Annotated in this window: 10 protein-coding genes and 1 pseudogene; 5 read left to right on the top strand and 6 right to left on the bottom strand. The window is 75.4% G+C overall.

The features are described 5' to 3' along the window. Positions 1-51: 51 nt before the first annotated feature. Complete coding sequence (locus B446_RS29045) at positions 52-849, bottom strand: GntR family transcriptional regulator (RefSeq protein ID WP_020943005.1); 798 nt, start codon at positions 847-849, stop codon at positions 52-54. Between the two features lie 168 nt (positions 850-1,017). Between B446_RS29045 and B446_RS29040 the strand changes: the two are divergent. Then, positions 1,018-1,525 (top strand): annotated as a pseudogene (locus B446_RS29040) (iron-sulfur protein); the annotation flags it as partial. A 415-nt stretch (positions 1,526-1,940) separates the two neighbouring features. Then, positions 1,941-2,984, top strand: a complete 1,044-nt coding sequence (locus tag B446_RS29035; RefSeq protein ID WP_020943003.1) for a DUF2637 domain-containing protein — start codon at positions 1,941-1,943, stop codon at positions 2,982-2,984. Between the two features lie 94 nt (positions 2,985-3,078). On the opposite strand, the gene B446_RS29030 is transcribed toward B446_RS29035, so the two are convergent. The 3 genes from B446_RS29030 to B446_RS36495 all read right to left on the bottom strand — a co-directional run bounded on the left by B446_RS29030 (position 3,079) and on the right by B446_RS36495 (position 7,364). After that, complete coding sequence (locus B446_RS29030) at positions 3,079-3,528, bottom strand: ATP-binding protein (protein WP_020943002.1); 450 nt, start codon at positions 3,526-3,528, stop codon at positions 3,079-3,081. Between the two features lie 359 nt (positions 3,529-3,887). Then, on the bottom strand, positions 3,888-5,630 hold the full coding sequence (locus B446_RS29025) for a pyruvate dehydrogenase (protein WP_020943001.1): 1,743 nt from the start codon (positions 5,628-5,630) through the stop codon (positions 3,888-3,890). Positions 5,631-5,699: 69 nt separating this feature from the next. Next, positions 5,700-7,364 (bottom strand): protein phosphatase 2C domain-containing protein, encoded by a 1,665-nt coding sequence (locus tag B446_RS36495; protein ID WP_420010349.1) that lies wholly within the window; start codon positions 7,362-7,364, stop codon positions 5,700-5,702. A 922-nt stretch (positions 7,365-8,286) separates the two neighbouring features. On the opposite strand from B446_RS36495, the gene B446_RS29010 reads away from it, so the two are divergent. Next, positions 8,287-9,276, top strand: coding sequence for a helix-turn-helix transcriptional regulator (locus tag B446_RS29010; protein ID WP_020942998.1), 990 nt, complete (start codon positions 8,287-8,289; stop codon positions 9,274-9,276). 45 nt (positions 9,277-9,321) lie between these two features. Continuing rightward, entirely contained in the window at positions 9,322-9,804 is a 483-nt protein-coding gene (locus B446_RS29005) for a DUF456 domain-containing protein (RefSeq protein WP_020942997.1), read from the top strand. A 42-nt stretch (positions 9,805-9,846) separates the two neighbouring features. Here B446_RS29005 and B446_RS29000 read toward each other — a convergent pair whose 3' ends face one another. Beyond that, positions 9,847-11,121 (bottom strand): GDSL-type esterase/lipase family protein, encoded by a 1,275-nt coding sequence (locus B446_RS29000; protein ID WP_020942996.1) that lies wholly within the window; start codon positions 11,119-11,121, stop codon positions 9,847-9,849. Between the two features lie 316 nt (positions 11,122-11,437). Between B446_RS29000 and B446_RS28995 the strand changes: the two genes are divergently transcribed. Next, entirely contained in the window at positions 11,438-14,746 is a 3,309-nt protein-coding gene (locus B446_RS28995) for a TIM-barrel domain-containing protein (protein WP_020942995.1), read from the top strand. Between the two features lie 272 nt (positions 14,747-15,018). Here B446_RS28995 and B446_RS28990 read toward each other — a convergent pair whose 3' ends face one another. Beyond that, the gene (locus B446_RS28990) at positions 15,019-16,437 is read right to left on the bottom strand and encodes a DNA-3-methyladenine glycosylase 2 family protein (RefSeq protein WP_020942994.1); all 1,419 of its coding nucleotides are present in this window, start codon (positions 16,435-16,437) and stop codon (positions 15,019-15,021) included. Positions 16,438-16,555 lie beyond the last annotated feature (118 nt).

The raw sequence follows: 16,555 nt of genomic DNA, 5'->3' as shown, positions 1-16,555 counted from the left end.
ACGCGAACCCCGGACGCGGCACGCGAAGCCCGGACGCGGGGCGTCGTAGCGTCAGGCCGCGCCGGCGAAGTGTTCGCCTACCAGGCCGCGCACCACGTCCAGGTCGCGTGCGATGAGCGCGTCCAGCAGGGCCGTGTGCTCCGCCGCGTCCGCCAGCAGGTCCGCCCGGCGCTGCCGGACCGGCCCCCCGACCAGGGGCCACTGCGCGCGCCGGTGCAGGTCGTCCGCGACCTGCACGAGCTGCTCGTTGCCGCAGAGGGACAGCAGCGCGCGGTGGAAGGCCCGGTCGGACTCGGCGTACGTCGCGGGGCAGCCGGAGGAGGCGGCACGCACCGTCGCCTCGGCGACCGGACGCAGTGCCGCCCACCGTTCGACGGGCACCGTACGGGCGAGCCGCAGCATCACCGGCACCTCGATGAGCGCCCGCACCTCGGCCAGCTCGGCCAGTTCCCGCGCGCCCCGTTCGACGACCCGGAAGCCGCGGTTGGGGACGACCTCGACGGCACCTTCCAGCGCGAGCTGCTGCATGGCCTCGCGCACCGGTGTCGCGGACACCCCGAAACGCTCGCCGAGCACCGGCGCCGAGTAGACCTCGCCGGGCTTCAGCTCGCCCGCCACCAGGGAGGTGCGCAGCGCGTCCAGGATCTGGCCGCGCACCGAGGAGCGCTGCACGAGCCGCGGCCGCGGGAGCGGCGCCTCGCCGTGCGTGTGCTCGCCCCGGGCGCCCGCCAGTCCGGCGTCGCGCTCGCGGACCGGGTCGGCCGCGCGCGCCTGCGCCGGCACCCGGGCCGCGCCCTGCGGCCCGGCGTGGGCCCACGCCTCGGCGGCGCCCTGCACGCCCTGCTCCACGCGCTCCTCCTCCGGGCTGCCGGCACTTAGGGGTCATTAACGGCGGGTTGTTACTTGTCCGTCAAGCACCTTAGGCGCACAAGGCGGCACTTCAAACTTGCCCACGAGCCAGTTAGGTTTGCCTTACCTGCACAGTCCGCCCCCGCCGCCGGGACCGGAGGTACCGCCATGCCCGCCGCGGCCTGACCGCTCTCCGCCGCGTACGCCCGCCTCGCCAGGGCCGGCGCCGGCCCGGCCGTGACCGTCCTCGGACCGGCGGACCCGCTGCCGCGCGGTGACGGATGGCTCACCACCGCCGGGCTCGCGCCCGGCGGTTGCGGCCTCGACGCGTTCCTCGCCCGGGACGAGGCGCAGGCGCTGCGGGACTACGGGCGCCCCGCGCGGCCGGACGTCGTGGCGAGCTTCGGCCTGCACCGCTACGCGTGGCCCGCCTCCCTGCTGATCACCGTTCCGTGGTTCCCGCACCGCCGGGTGCCCCGGCTGTCCGTGACGCATGTCTCCTACGACCGCGGCGCCGGCCGCATGGCCGTGCGCCCCGCCTCCTTCGCCTGCCTGCCAGGCGACCCGGCGGCCGCGCCGCCCGGCGCCGTCGTGGTCGACGACGAGGGAGGCGCTGCGGGCCGAGGTGCGCGCGGCCGTCGCCGAGCACCTGGAGCCGGTGCTCGCCGCCTTCGGGGTCCCCCCGCTCGCGCGGCCGCGCCGGTGCGGCCCGAGGACACCCGCGCCACCTGCCCGCGCACGTGCGACATCGACCGTGTCGCCAAATCGACTGCGCACGCTGCTATCTGACGGACCCTCAGACACACGGCGGGCGCCCGGTGGACTAAGATCACCACGATCGGGCCACCCGTACGGCGGACAGCAGTTCACAACTTCCTCACAGTTCTCGGGAACTTTCCCGGGAACCATCCGTACGGGTAGTCTTATTCGAACTCAACTCCCGCCCCTCATGCGGCAGTTCGAGCAGAACGCCGCCCTGGGCATTCCCTTGCACCTCCTTGGCGGCCTCTTGCCCCGAAACCCCCTGAGGGCCGTCGGGCGTGGGCCACTATGGCGGGCGTTACGCCCTATCCCAATGCAAGGGACCCCTGATGAGACTGACCGACATATCGCTGAACTGGCTGCTTCCCGGCGCCGTACTGCTCCTGGGCATGCTGGCGGCGGTTGCGGTGCTCGCGCGCGGAAAGCGCTCCTCCGGGGAGAGCGCGAGCGCGGACGACTCGTGGGAGCGCAGCGAGGAGCGCCGCCGGCGCAAGGAGGCCGTCTACGGCACGGCCTCCTACGTCCTTCTCTTCTGCTGTGCGGCGGTGGCGGCCGCGCTGTCCTTCCACGGCCTGGTCGGCTTCGGTGAGCAGAACCTCGGCCTGACCGACGGCTGGCAGTACCTGGTGCCGTTCGGCCTGGACGGCGCGGCGATGTTCTGCTCCGTCCTGGCGGTGCGCGAGGCCAGCCACGGTGACGCGGCCCTCGGCTCCCGGATACTCGTGTGGATGTTCGCCGCGGCGGCGGCCTGGTTCAACTGGGTGCACGCGCCGAGGGGCGTCGGCCACGCGGGCGCACCGCAGTTCTTCTCCGGCATGTCCCTGTCCGCGGCCGTGCTGTTCGACCGGGCGCTGAAGCAGACCCGCCGGGCCGCGCTGCGCGAACAGGGCCTGGTGCCGCGCCCGTTGCCGCAGATCCGGATAGTGCGCTGGCTGCGTGCCCCGCGCGAGACCTACAAGGCCTGGTCGCTGATGCTCCTCGAGGGCGTGCGCAGCCTGGACGAGGCCGTCGAGGAGGTCCGCGAGGACAGCAGGCAGAAGGAGGAGACCCGCAGGCGCAGGCGCGACCAGGAGCGCATGGAGCGCGCCCAGCTCAAGGCCATCAGCCGGGGCCACCGCGGCTTCGTCGGGCGCGGCGGCGGCCGGCAGGTCGAGGTGCAGGCGGTGGAGCGCGCCCCCGCGCAGGCGTCCGCGGAGCCTGCCATATCCGCGCCGGAGCAGCTGCCCGTACGCTCTCGGCCCTCCCTTCAGCCGGTCCGCAAGGGCGCTGAGCCCGTCACCGTCGACCTCACCGCGGAGGACGACACGATGGCTCTGCCGCGCCTGGACTCCCTGGAGCGCAAACTGAAGGACCTGGAGCAGCAGTTCGGCTAGGACGTCGGGCACGCCCGGCACACGGGCGGCCGGCATCGGGGCGGGGGCGCGACCACCAGGTCGCGCCCCCGCCCCGTGTCCGTACGGTCTCCCGTCAGGCGGCCTCGGCACCCAGTTCGAACCACACCGACTTGCCCACCCCGTGCGGCCGGACGCCCCAGGCGTCCGCCAGGGACTGCACCAGCAGCAGACCCCGGCCGTGCGTGTCCTCGGTCAGGTCGGGCACCCGCAGGCGCGGCCTGCGCGCCACGAAGTCCCTTACCTCCACCCGCAGTCCGCGCGCCGAGACGACCGCGATCAGCACGGCGTCGGCGTCGGTGTGCACGAGCGCGTTGGTGACGAGTTCGCTGGTGAGCAGTTCGGCGATCTCCGAACGGCCGGGCCTGCCCCAGTGCCGCAGCAGTTCGCGCAGTTCCCTGCGGGCCTCGGGCACCGCCCTGAGGTCCGCGCGCCCCAGCCTGCGTCTGAGCGGGGGCGGCTGCGCCGCTTCGGTGATGGTGTCGGACTCTTCCCCCGTCTTCGCCGAGGAGGCCCCGATGGCCACGGGACCGCCCCCTCGTGCCTGCCTCTTCATGACCCCCGCCCGCACGCTGCTTGACCCTGCCCCTCCTGGTCGAACACGTTCACGGGGATCCTTGCCCAACGGGCCACCGGGCAGTCCTGGTGGCTCATGGACGTCCCTCTGTTCGGCCACGGCCGTTCGCCCCCTCGCCCCGCCCGCCGGACCCGCCCGGGCGGTGTCCCGCCCGGCAGGGCCGCCGTACCGTGCCCCGGGGGCCCCAGCACGGGCGGTCGCGGACGCCCGGCACGCGCCGCAGACGGTCCGTCACAGGGCGTGAAACTGGCCGGAAAACGTCCCTTACGGCCCCGGTTCAGGGGCTGCGCGCGTCGTCCGGCCCCGGTTCAGGGCCTGGGCACGTTGCGCAGGTTGGAGCGGGCCATCTGGAGCATGCGGCCGACACCGCCGTCCAGCACGATCTTCGAGGCCGACAGCGCGAACCCGGTCACCATCTCGGCGCTGATCCTCGGCGGGATCGACAGGGCGTTGGGGTCGGTGACGATGTCCACCAGGGCCGGCCCCTTGTGCCGGAAGGCGTCCCGCAGCGCCCCGGCGAGCTGCTTGGGCTTCTCCACCCGCACCCCGTAGGCGCCGCAGGCCCGGGCGACGGCCGCGAAGTCGGGGTTGACGTTGGTGATGCCGTACGAGGGCAGTCCGGCGACCAGCATCTCCAGCTCGACCATGCTCAGCGAGGAGTTGTTGAACAGCACCACCTTGACCGGCAGGTCGTACTGGACCAGCGTCAGGAAGTCGCCCATCAGCATGGCGAACCCGCCGTCGCCCGACATGGAGATCACCTGCCGGCGCCGGTCGGTGAACTGGGCGCCGATCGCCATGGGCAGGGCGTTGGCCATGGAACCGTGCGAGAACGAACCGATGATCCGGCGGCGGCCGTTGGGCGAGACGTAGCGGGCCGCCCAGACGTTGCACATCCCGGTGTCGACGGTGAACACGGCGTCGTCGTCGGCGGTCTCGTCGAGCACCGCGGCCACGTACTCGGGGTGGATCGGGATGTGCCGGTCGACCTTCCGGGTGTACGCCTTGACCACGCCCTCCAGCGCGTCGGCGTGCTTCTTCAGCATCCGGTCCAGGAAGCGCCGGTCGGTCTTCTCCCGCACCCGCGGGATCAGGCAGCGCAGCGTCTCGCGGACGTCGCCCCACACGGCCAGGTCGAGCCGGGAGCGGCGGCCGAGGACCTCGGGGCGCACGTCGACCTGCGCGATCCGCACGTCGTCGGGCAGGAAGGCGTTGTACGGGAAGTCGGTGCCGAGCAGGATCAGCAGGTCGCACTCGTGGGTGGCCTCGTAGGCGGCGCCGTACCCGAGCAGCCCGCTCATCCCGACGTCGTACGGGTTGTCGTACTGGATCCACTCCTTGCCGCGCAGCGCGTGGCCCACGGGCGACTTGACCAGCTCGGCGAACCGCATGACCTCGGCGTGCGCGCCGGCCGTGCCGCTGCCGCAGAACAGGGTGACCCGTCCCGCCTGGTCGATCATCTCCACGAGCCGGTCGATCTCGGCGTCGCCGGGCCGCACGGTGGGCCGGGAGGTGACGAGGGCGCTCTGCGCCGCCTTCTCCGGGGCGGGCTCCGCGGCGATGTCACCGGGGAGCGAGACCACGCTCACGCCGCTCTGCCCGACCGCGTGCTGGATCGCGGTCTGCAGCAGCCGGGGCATCTGCTTGGCGCTGGAGATCAGCTCGCTGTAGTGGCTGCACTCCTGGAACAGCCGGTCCGGGTGGGTCTCCTGGAAGTAGCCGAGGCCGATCTCGCTGGAGGGGATCTGCGAGGCGAGGGCCAGCACCGGCGCCATGGACCGGTGGGCGTCGTACAGGCCGTTGATGAGGTGCAGGTTGCCCGGGCCGCAGGAACCGGCGCAGGCCGTCAGCTGCCCGGTGATCTGCGCCTCGGCGCCGGCCGCGAAGGCCGCCGTCTCCTCGTGCCGTACGTGGATCCAGTCGATGCCCGCGTTGCGGCGCACCGCGTCCACGACGGGGTTGAGGCTGTCGCCCACGACGCCGTACAGGCGGCGCACGCCCGCGCGGACAAGGATGTCGACGAACTGCTCGGCGACGTTCTGTCTGGCCATGGCTCGCGTCTGCCCCTTCGCTGGACCGGGAACCGCTCCTCCCGGTCCATCAATCCACAGGGGCCGCGATCACGCCTCCCAAACGGCCGCCGCCGTACGGTCGTCGGCGTAGCCCTTCACCCGCACCTGGACGTCCGCCAGGAACGCGGCGAGGCCGGGCGGGGTGCGGTCGGACCAGCGGCGGGCCAGGTAGGCGCAGAGCGCGGGCTCGCCCCGCAGCGGCTCGGCGAGCCCCTCCGTGGCCATCACCAGCACATCACCCGGGCGGGCTACCGAGGCGCGGAACCGGAACGGCTCGCGCGGCGGCTCCGGGGCCGGCTCGTACGGGCTCGGCGGGGTCGGGATGCCGAGGTCCATGGTGAGCCGGTCGCCCTCGGGCGTCTCGGCGGGCGGCGAACCGAAGCTGAGGAGGGGTTCACCGGTGGTGGCGGCGGGCGCGACCCGCGGCTCGATGTCCTGCCACTCGCCGTCCCGCAGCCGGAACAGACCGCCGTCCCCGACGCCGAAGAACACCCGGGTGCGGCAGTCGGGGTCGGCGGGCAGCAGCAGGCAGCGCAGGCTCGCCGCGTACTCCTCCGGGTCCAGGTCCTGCTCGATCGCGCCGGCACGCAGCTTGCCCAGGCCCCGGTCGGTCAGCCGGTGCAGACCCGACTTCAGGTCGCCGCGCCGGCCCGCCCGGATGTCCTCCGCCAGCCGCTGGTGGCTGCGGCCCACGGCCCGCCCGATCAGTTGGCACGCCTCGGCCGCCGCCAGATGGGCGTACGGCGTGGCCCGGGCGCCGGTCGCCACCGCCACGAGCACCAGCGCCTGCTCCCCCGTCCCGAACCGCGCGGTGAGCAGCGCGTCGCGCCGCTGCTCCCCCCGGTAGCGCGCCGAGTCCCCGCGCAACGACACCGCCCGCAGGGTGCAGGCCCCGTACCGGGCCCCGTCCAGCACGGTGTCGGGGACCAGCTCGGCGAGATCGTCGGGATCGGCGGCGGGAAGCGCGGTGGGCTCGGGATCGTAGGTGGGCGGCCCGGAGCCGACGTAGTCGAGGGAGGAGGAGGGCGGGGGCGGGAGGGGGTCGGGTGCGGGAGCAGCGGCGGAGGGCGCTGAAGGGGTGGGTGGCGTGGGTGGCGTGGGTGGGGTGAGCGGTGTTGCGGGGGTGGCCGGGGGCCAGGAGCCCGCCGGGGGCACGGGGGTGGCCGGGAACCGGGGGTCCGCCGAGGGCGCGGTGACGGCCGGAGGCCGGGAGTCCGCCGGGGCGCCGGTGGCCGGCGGGTGCGGCTCCGCCGCCGGCGCGGGGGTCGGCGCGGCGGGTGGGGAGGCCCAGGGGGCCGCGGTGGCGGGGGCGGCGGGCAGGGAGGAGGTCCAGCGGGCCGATGGTGCGGGCGGCGTGCCTTGCCCTTCGGGCGGCCCCGGCTCGGCGGCCTGGGCGCCGGGAGGCGGCGCGCTCGCGGGCCGGGCGGGAGGCGTCGAGACGGTCGGGCCGGGGGGCCCGGGCGGGGCGGCCGGGGCCGCGGGCGCTCCGAAGGGCGGGGCGGAACCCGCGGGCGGAGCGGAACCCGCGGGCGAGCCGGAACCCGTGGGCGGGGCGGGCGGCGTGGGCGGGCCGGCCGGCGTCGAGACGGTCGGGCCGGGCGGCCCCGCCGGGGTGGTGGGAGGTGGTACGGGCGGCCCGGAAGGTGCGGTCGAGGCGGCGGGCGAGCCAGGGGGCGTCGACACGGTCGGGCCGGTGGGCCCGGGTGGCGCCACGGGGGTGGCGGGGGATGCGGGTGACCCGGAAGCTGCGGCGGGGGCGGCGGGGCCGTCCGGTGGGCCGGGGAGTGGTGGGGGCTCGCCGTGGGGCGCCGTGGGTGCGCCCGGTGGTACCGGGGGCGCTGCGGGCGGTGCCACCGGCGCGGCGGCCGCCGGTCGCGCGGGCGCGTCGGCCGGTGGTGCGGGCGCGTCAGGGGGCGCCTGGGTGCGTTGCGCCGGGACGACGGGCTCCGCAGGCTGCTGACCCGGCCCCGGGGCCGGGTCGTGCGGCTCGGGTCTCCCCGTGCCGCGCCGCGCTGCCCCGGGCCGTCCCGCCACCGCGTTCCTCGCCGAGGTGAAGCGGTCGTCCAGGGAGTCGGGCGCCGCCGTGGGACCCGTGTCCTGCGTGGCGTCCCCGTACAGCTCGCTCCACCAGTCGTCCTCGCGCCCCTCGGGCCTACCCCCCTGCTGGCTCATGCCCCTAATTGTCCACCGCGCGGGCCGGATGAAAACGGGGCATCGGGAAAATGCGGCTCGCCCTGTCATGTCGAACGGCGTGTCGAGGGACGGCCCGAACTCCCGTACGGCAAGCGGCATATGGCCGCCGGGCGGCCCCACCCCCCACGGGAGGGCCGCCCGGCGACATCCTGCGTGACCCGCTCCCGCGCTTCGGTGGCGCGTTCGCGCACCGCGGGGTCCGGGTCACCGTCACACAGCGACCGGGCACACGGCGGCGCCGGTCGATTGGCGGGATTTCGGCTTGGTTTCCGGGGACGCGGCCAGGGGTCCGATGCACCGCCGCGCGTCCTTCGGTGGTGCCACCTTGGCAGAGTCACCGCCCGTACGGCGATGATGTGCGGCGGCGGGTTTACGCCGTGGCCGGTTCCCGCCAGACAACACCGGGCGGAGTGGCTTGATAACGAGGGAGGGACGTGGGCCGATGCTGGCAGCCATAGGCCTGGACGAGACGCACGAGTCGGCGTACCGGGCGCTGGTGTCCGTGGGCGCCGCGGAGGTGTCCGATCTGGCGCGGCGCCTGTCGCTGGCGGAGCCGGACACCGAGCGCGCGCTGCGCGGGCTGGAGCGGGAGGGGCTCGCGGCCCAGTCCCCGGCCCGGCCGGGCCGCTGGGTGGCGGCCCCGCCGGGGGTGGCGCTGGGCGCGCTGCTCACGCGGCAGCGGCACGAGCTGGAGCAGGCGGAGCTGGCGGCGGCGCTGCTGGCCGAGGAGTACCGGGCGACGGCGGCCGAACCGGAGGTGCACGACCTGGTGGAGGTGGTGACCGGCGCCTCCGCGGTGGCCCAGCGCTTCCTCCAGCTCCAGCTCGGCGCCTCCGAGGAGGTGTGCGCGCTGGTCACCGGCAACCCGGTGGTGGTCTCCGGGTCGGAGAACGAGGCGGAGGAGCAGGCGGCCGGGCGCGGGGTCCGCTACCGGGTGGTGGTGGAGCGGTCCGTGCTCGACCTGCCGCGGGGGCTCGCCGAGCTCACCGCGGCGCTCGGCCGGGACGAGCGGGTGCGGGTGGTGGACCGGGTGCCGACGAAGCTGGTGATCGCCGACCGCTCCCTCGCCCTGGTGCCGCTGACCTCGCGCACGGCCGAGCCGGCCGCGCTGGTGGTGCACGCGAGCGGTCTGCTGGAGCTGCTCGCCGGTCTGTTCGAGTCGGTGTGGCGGGACGCCCTGCCGCTCCGGCTGGGCGGGGCCGGGGTGACCGAACAGGAGCCCGACGGTCCCGACGCCACCGATCTGGAGGTGCTGTCGCTGCTGCTGGCCGGGATGACCGACGCGAGCGTGGCCAAACAGCTCGACCTGGGCCTGCGGACCGTACAGCGGCGGGTGAAGCGGCTGATGGAGCTGGCGGGGGTGACGACCCGGCTGCAGCTGGGCTGGCACGCCTACGAACGCGGCTGGGTGGCCCGCGAAGGATCGGCCTGACCTTTCTGACCTGCGGCTACTCGCGGACTCCTGCACTCTGGGCAGATGGGAGCGTGGGAACTCCTGCTGGTCGGCGCGCTGATCGCGCTCGGCGTGTGCGGAGTGCTGGTGCCCGGGGTGCCGGGCTCGTGGCTGGTGTGGGCCGCGGTCCTGTGGTGGGCGCTGGAGGACCCGCAGCCGGTGGCGTGGGCCGTCCTGGTCGGGGCGACCACCGTGCTGCTGCTGTCCCTGGTGGTCCGCTGGGCCCTGCCGCCACGCCGCCTGCGCGCGAGCGGCGCCACCCCCCGCATGGCGGTCTACGCGGGCACCGGCGCGCTCCTCGGCTTCCTCCTGATCCCGGTGGTGGGCGCGCCGCCCGGCTTCATGGCCGGGATCTACCTGCACGAGCGGCTGCGGCTCGGCGGCCACGGCGAGGCGATGGCCGCGCTGCGCACGACGATGGGCGCGGGCGGTTCCAGCGTGCTCGCCGAACTGTTCGCGTGCCTGCTGATCGCGGGGGCCTGGCTGAGCGCGGTGGTGTGGGGGTGAGGGCCGGGTGCGGTGGTGCCGGGGGGAGGGCGCCGGCCGCCCTCAGCGCAGCACCCGTACACCCGCCGCACGGCCCACGAACCGATGGTCCAGGACACGCCCCACGGTGTCGGCGACAGCCAGCAGGCCCGTGTCGTTGAAGTGCAGGTGGTCGCCTTGGTCGTAGCCCGGCAGGAGCCGCTGCGGGTCGGCGGGGTCGCGGAGTGCCGCGTCGGCGTCGGCGACCGCGTCGAAGGCGCCGCCGGTGCGGATGAACGTGTTGACCTGCTGCCGTAGCGCCTCGCGGGCCGCGTCGAAGAGGCGGTGGCCGCGGTACGGGGTGAGCGTGACGCCGACGACCGGGATGCCGCGGGCGTGGGCCCGGGCGACCAGGGTGCGGTAGGCGTCCGTCAGGGCGGTGGCGGTCGGACCGGGGGTGTTGATGATGTCGTTGATGCCTTCGAACACGACCAGCACCCGTACGCCGGCCCGGTCGAGGGCGTCGGCGTCCAGGCGGGACAGGCCGCTCGGTCCCGTACCGTCGCGCAGCAGGCGGTTGCCGGAGATCCCGGCGTTGAGGACGCCGACCCGGCGGACGCGCAGGTGCTCGGCGAGCCGGTCCGGCCAGCGGCGGTCGGCGTCGGTGGTGGCGCCGACGCCGTCGGTCAGCGAGTCGCCGAAGGCGGCGACGCTGCCGGTGGCGGAGCCGCGGACGTCGACGCCGGTGACGTAGTACCAGGAGCCGGTGGTGGCCGTGTAGGCGGCACCGGACTCGTCCTGCGCCGCGCCGGCGCCGGACCGGGCCACATAGCTGGTCTGCATGGCCTGGCGGTGGAAGGTGGCCGGCCCGTCGTCGTCCGGGGTGTGGACGGTGACCAGGAGGTCGGCCCCGGCCCGTACGGGCAGCGGGACCGGGTCGGTGAGCAGGTCGCGCCCCGGTGCCACGGTGATGGTGGGGGCGCCGTGGAAGGTGGCGGTGCGCAGGGTGCCGGGCGCCGCGTCGGGCCCGGCGGCCCGCCGCAGGGCGACGGTGACCGCGCCGAGCCGCAGCGGCGCGGTGCCGAGCCGGTTGCTGAGCCGGACGCGTACCGCGTTTCCGCCGGTGCTGAGGTGGACGACGTTGCGGATGGCGGCGCCGGGCAGTGCGGGGGCGGTGCCGGAGGGCGCGGCCTCCCAGGTGCCGGTCCAGGCGCTTCGGCGGAGGGCCGGGGCGGCGGGTGCGGTCAGGGCGGGGGCCACCGCTCGGGGCGGCCGCGCGGCCTGTGCGGCGGCGTGTGCCGTCGTACCGGGCAGCACCGCGAGCCCGAGTGCCGCGATGACCCTTACGGTCCTGCCCATGCGTACGCCCGCCTTCCGTGGCCCTGTCGGAGGCGACCGTGCCACAGGGCCGCCCCACGACCGCGGACCGCCACAGCCGCGCCACCCGCCCGGCCCAGCGCGTCAGGGGCGACGTGCCGGGGTCGGGATCAGCCAGCTGACAACGATGTCCGTCCGGCGGGTAGACACGGGGAATTCCGCCGTGCTGTCATGCGGAACGGCCGCATTACAACGTTGTACCGAGTGGTACCGACCGCACTGGCGCGACCCCCGCGAAGCCTCAGCCGCATGCCCGACGCGCTCGCGAGAGCGCCGCCGTCCACCCGTGGAGCGTGCCGTGCACCCACCGATTCCCCGATCCCGCCGCCGGACGCGGATCACCCTCGCGTCCCGCCTGTTCCCGTGCCTGGCCGTGGCGTCCGGCCTGCTCGGCGCCCCCGCCGCCCCGGCGCACGGCGCGACGGAGCCGGCGCGCGCCTCCGCCTCGGCGGTGGTGGTGTCCGACGCGCGGTTCGAGGTCCTCTCCCCCACCCTGATACGCACCGAGTACGCCGGGGACGGGAAGTTCGAGGACGACGCCACCTTCAACGCCGTCGGCCGGGACGCCTTCCCGTCGACGCCGTACACGTCCTCCGTGAAGGACGGCGTCCTGACCGTCACCACCAGCGCGCTGACGCTCCGGTACGACGTCGGGACGGGGCCGTTCGACGCGGACAACCTGAGGGTGCGGCTCAAGGCGGGGCCGTCGTCCGTCCTCGCGTCGCCCTGGCGGCACCGCACCTGCGCGGCGGGCGCGCTGTGCGAGGCCGAGGACCAGGCGTACGACGGGCCCGGACTGGCCACCGACCACCGTGACTTCACCGGCAAGGGGTTCCTGGCCGGCTTCGGCGTCGACAACAACTCGCTGTCGGCGGACGTGCGGGCGCCTTCGTCCGGCGCCTACGAGTTCGCCGTGCGCTACGCCAACTCGGCGGGCGGCGACGGCAAGCACGAGACCAGGACGCTCAGCGTCGGTGTGGACGGCGGCGCCGACCGGCAGTTCCGGCTGCCCGAGACGAGTGACTGGAACACCTGGGCGGTGGCACGGCTGCCGCTGTCGCTCGCCGGTGGCCACCACACCGTCCGGCTGCGCCGCGCTCCCGGCGACTCCGGGAACGTCAACATCGACAGCGTCGCCCTCGTGGCCGCCGGCGCCGGCTATCCCACGCGGGCGGCGGCCGCCGTCCCGGGGTGCCGCTTCGGCACCGGCTGCGAGGCGGAGGAGGCGCGCTCGGCCGGCTCCGCGCAGGTCGCCACCGACCACAAGGGGTACGCCGGGTACGGCTTCGTCGCCGAACTCGACCAGGGTGCCGGTCTCTCCGAGCCGGTGTCGGGCGTCCCCGCGGACGGCACCTACCTCCTGCACCTGCGCTACGCGAACGGCACCGGCAGCGACGGCCTGCACACGACGCGGAGCGTCGAGATCACGGCGGGCGGCGGACCGGCCCGCACCCTCGACCTCCCGGCGACCGACGGCTGGGACGCCTGGCAGTCCGCGTCCGTGCCCGTCGACCTGAAGAAGGGGACGCAGGACGTGGCCCTGAGCTGCCCCGACGCGGACAGCTGCCACGTCAACGTCGACACGCTCGCGCTGACCCCCCTCGCGCAGCCCGCCCCCGCGCCGCACCTCGCCCTGGGCGGCTACCGGCGCAGCCTCGACGGGCTCGACGGCGATGCCGATCCGGCGCCCTGGACCACGCCCGGACTGCTGCACCGGGACGGCTGGTACCTGCTCGACGACACCGCGTCCGCGGCCTACGACACGGCGACGAGGAAGGCGGCGCCGCGCCCCTCGCACGGCGCGCGGCCCTACCAGGACGGCTACCTCTTCGGTTTCGGCCACGACTACCGGCGGGGCCTGGCCGACCTCGCCACACTGACCGGCCCGTCCGCGCTGCTGCCCCGCTGGGCGTACGGCGTGTGGTACTCCGAGTACATCGACCGTACGGCGGCCGACTACGAGCAGACCGTCGTCCCGGCGTTCCGGGCCGCGGACGTGCCGCTGGACGTGCTCGTCACCGACACCGACTTCAAGGCGCCGAACACCTGGAGCGGCTGGGACTTCGACCCGGTCAAGTTCCCCGACCCGAAGGGCTTCTTCGACTGGTCGCGGGACCAGGGGCTGGCCAACACGCTGAACGTGCATCCCAGCATCCTCGGCAGCGACCCGCGGTTCGCCCAGGCCCAGGCGACGGCCAGGGGCAAGCTGGTGAAGGGCGGTTGCGCGTCCGCGGCCGGTTCCGACTGCTACACCTTCGACTTCGGCGACCCGGACCAGCTCAAGGCGTACCTCGACCTGCACCGGCCGATGGACCGCGCCGGCAACGACTTCTGGTGGCTGGACTGGTGCTGCGACACCTCTCGCTCCTCACAGCCGGGCGTCACGCCGGACGCCTGGATCAACCAGCAGTACGCCGACCTGACTTCGGAGACGAGCGACCGCGGGTTCGTCCTGTCCCGCGCCTACGGTTCGCTGCAGGCCGGCGGCTACAGCGCCGGGGTCGGGCTGCCCACCGGGCCCTGGGCCGACAAGCGCACCACCGTCCACTTCTCCGGGGACACCACCTCCGACTGGGGGACCCTGCGCGCCGAAGTCGGCTACACACCCGATGAGTCGGCCGCGACGGGCCTGTCCGCGATCAGCCACGACATCGGCGGCCACAACGACGGCTACGGCATCCCCGGGGCCGAGACGTACACCGCCGGCGGCACGACCCACCGCACCACCAAGCTGCCCGACGACCTGTACGCGCGGTGGGTGCAGTTCGGCACCTTCCAGCCGATCGACCGGCTGCACAGCAACCACAGCGACCGGCTTCCCTGGCAGTACGGGTCCCAGGCGCGGGCGTCGGCCGAGAAGTTCCTCAGGCTGCGCGAGGCGCTCGTGCCCTACACGTACAGCCTGGCGCGCGAGGCGAGCACCACCGGAGTCCCCGTCGTCCGGGCGCTGTACCTCCAGTACCCGGAGGAGGAGAACGCCTACGACAAGGCGGGCGGCGAGTACCTGTACGGGCCCGACATGCTCGTGGCCCCGGTCACCCGGCCCGGCGAACGGACCACCACGTCGGTCTGGTTCCCGCCCGGGCGGTGGACCGACTACTTCACCGGGGCGGGCTACACGGCGCCCGCCGGCGGGGCCACGTACGACATCACCACCACGCTCGACACCATGCCGGTGTTCGTGCGCTCCGGCGGCATCGTCGCCACCCGGTCCACGGACGTGCCCGGTGACGTCCGCGGCGAGCGGGACGGGCTCACCCTCACGGTCGCCTCGGGCGGTTCGGGCAGCCTCTCGCTGTACGACGACGACGGGAGCGGCACCGTCTCGAAGCACGCCGCGACCGTGCGGGCCCGCTACGCGGAGCAGGCGTCGTCGGGTCGTCTGACGATCGGTGCCGCGCGCGGCACGTTCGCCGGGCAGGCGGACCGGCGCCGGTGGACCGTGCGCTTCCTGGGCGTGCGGCAGGCCCCGAGGACGGTGACGGTCTCGGGCCGGCCCCTGCCGGCCTCGGCCTGGTCCTGGGACGGCGACCGGCACACGCTCCGGGTCACCCTTCCCCCGCGAAGCATCCGCAAGGCGGTGACGGTGAGCTGGCGTCGAGCGTGAGCCGGCGGTCGGCGGGGAACCGGCGGTGAGCGTGAGCCCTCGCTGACCGCCGTCGCCCCCGTCCGCCTCTCGCGCCCCGGAAGGCGCCCGTCCCCCCGTCGCCGCGCTGCTCGCGGCGCTCATGCTGCCGCTCGCAGGCGCAGCCGTAGACACGTGGACGTGGGCGTGCACCGAGACGCACATGTGACGGCGCTGGGCGCCCAGCGGTACGGCGGGCCGTCCGCGGGCGACGCGGGGGCCGGGCCGTGTCCCGCCCGACCCGGGGCTCCCTCCTAGCCCGGCGCGCCCGGCTCCGCCGCGGTCCGGGCGGTCTGCGCCACCCGCAGGTGCTGGACGGCGTAGGACCGCCAGGGCCGCCAGCTGTCCGGGGCGTCGACGCCGGGCGGAGCCACGTCGGGGTCGCCGAGGGCGCGGACGCGGAGGGTGGCGACCACGGCCGGGGCGAGGCCGGGCAGGGCGAGCAGGGCTCGTGCCGCGTCGTCGCGGTCGGCGCCCGGGTCCAGCCGTACGGTGCCGTCGGCCAGGGCGGCGGCCAGCGCGCCCAGCGGGCCGCCGGGTTCGGCGCCGGCGAGGGCGGCGGGCTCGGGGAAGACATGGGTGAGGCTCCCGCAGGGCGCGTCCAGGGCCTTGCCGTACCGCAGGACCAGCTCGGCGGCCCCGGCCACCCCCACCAGGGCCCGCACCGCGGGCTCCAGCGGGTCGGCGGCGCCGGGCGAGCGCAGTCCGGGCCGGGCGGCGACCAGCGGGGCGAGCCCCGGGTCGGCGGCGAGCCGCTCGTCCACCGCGTACGGGTCGGCGTCGAGGTCGAACAGCCGGCGCAGCCGCTGCACCGCGGTGGTCAGGTCGCGAGGGTCGCTGAGGTGCACCTGCGCGTCGAGCCAGCCGCCCGGGTGCATGCCGCCGGCCGCCCTCGCGCCGCGGGAACGCTCGCCGACGGCGGCCAGCGCGGTGCCGTAGGGCAGCCGCAGGGTGCGCCGGTAGGTGCGGCCGCCGGGGGTGCCGCTCACCTCCTCGACGCCGGGTACGGCCTCCCGGGCGAGCTGGTCGAAGACGGCGGCCGCCTGGTAGGGGCCCCGGTGGGCGAGCCGGAGCGGGATGCCTGCCCCCGGTGCGGCCCGGCGGGCACCCCGGGACCGGGGAGCGGCGGCCCGTACCTCGGTCGGTGTCGCGGCGTACACCTCGCGGACGGTGTCGTTGAACTGCCGCACGCTGGAGAACCCGGACGCGAACGCGATCTCGGTGATCGGCAGATCGGTGGTGCGCAGCAGGAGCCGGGCGGTGTGCGCCCGCTGGGCGCGGGCCAGCGCCACCGGTCCGGCGCCGAGTTCGGCGGTGAGCTGGCGCTGCACCTGCCGGGCGCTGTAGCCGAGCCGGGCGGCGAGGCCCGCGACGCCCTCGCGGTCCACGACACCGTCGGCGATCAGGCGTACGGCCCGGCCGACGGCGTCCGCGCGGACGTTCCACTCGGCGGAGCCCGGCACGGAGTCCGGCCGGCAGCGCCGGCAGGCCCGGAAGCCGGAGCCCTGCGCGGCGGCCGCCGTCGGGAAGAACCGCACGTTGCGCCGCTTGGGCGTCACCGCGGGACAGCTCGGCCGGCAGTAGATCCCGGTCGTCTCGACGGCGAAGAAGAACGCCCCGTCGAACCGCCCGTCCCGGCTGCGCACCGCTTCGTACCTGCTGTCCTCGTCCATCACATGTCCCATTGTCCGACCGGACGCCCGGACGGGCTGGCGGAAATCGGACACGGAGCCCGCGGAGGGTGGGGGGCGGGGCGGTGTCCCCGGCCGCGCAGGGCAGGGCCAGGAGCGC

The organism is Streptomyces collinus Tu 365 (genome assembly GCF_000444875.1).
Lineage (GTDB): Bacteria > Actinomycetota > Actinomycetes > Streptomycetales > Streptomycetaceae > Streptomyces > Streptomyces collinus_A.
Note: the sequence above shows the minus strand (reverse complement) of the source record. Positions and strands in the feature narration are given on the sequence as shown.

Coding starts and splice junctions, on each gene's coding strand:
- B446_RS29035 (WP_020943003.1), top strand. CDS start 1,941: ATGAGACTGACCGACATATCGCTGAACTGGCTGCTTCCCGGCGCCGTA.
- B446_RS29025 (WP_020943001.1), bottom strand. CDS start 5,630: ATGGCCAGACAGAACGTCGCCGAGCAGTTCGTCGACATCCTTGTCCGC.
- B446_RS29010 (WP_020942998.1), top strand. CDS start 8,287: ATGCTGGCAGCCATAGGCCTGGACGAGACGCACGAGTCGGCGTACCGG.
- B446_RS29005 (WP_020942997.1), top strand. CDS start 9,322: ATGGGAGCGTGGGAACTCCTGCTGGTCGGCGCGCTGATCGCGCTCGGC.
- B446_RS29000 (WP_020942996.1), bottom strand. CDS start 11,121: ATGGGCAGGACCGTAAGGGTCATCGCGGCACTCGGGCTCGCGGTGCTG.
- B446_RS28990 (WP_020942994.1), bottom strand. CDS start 16,437: ATGGACGAGGACAGCAGGTACGAAGCGGTGCGCAGCCGGGACGGGCGG.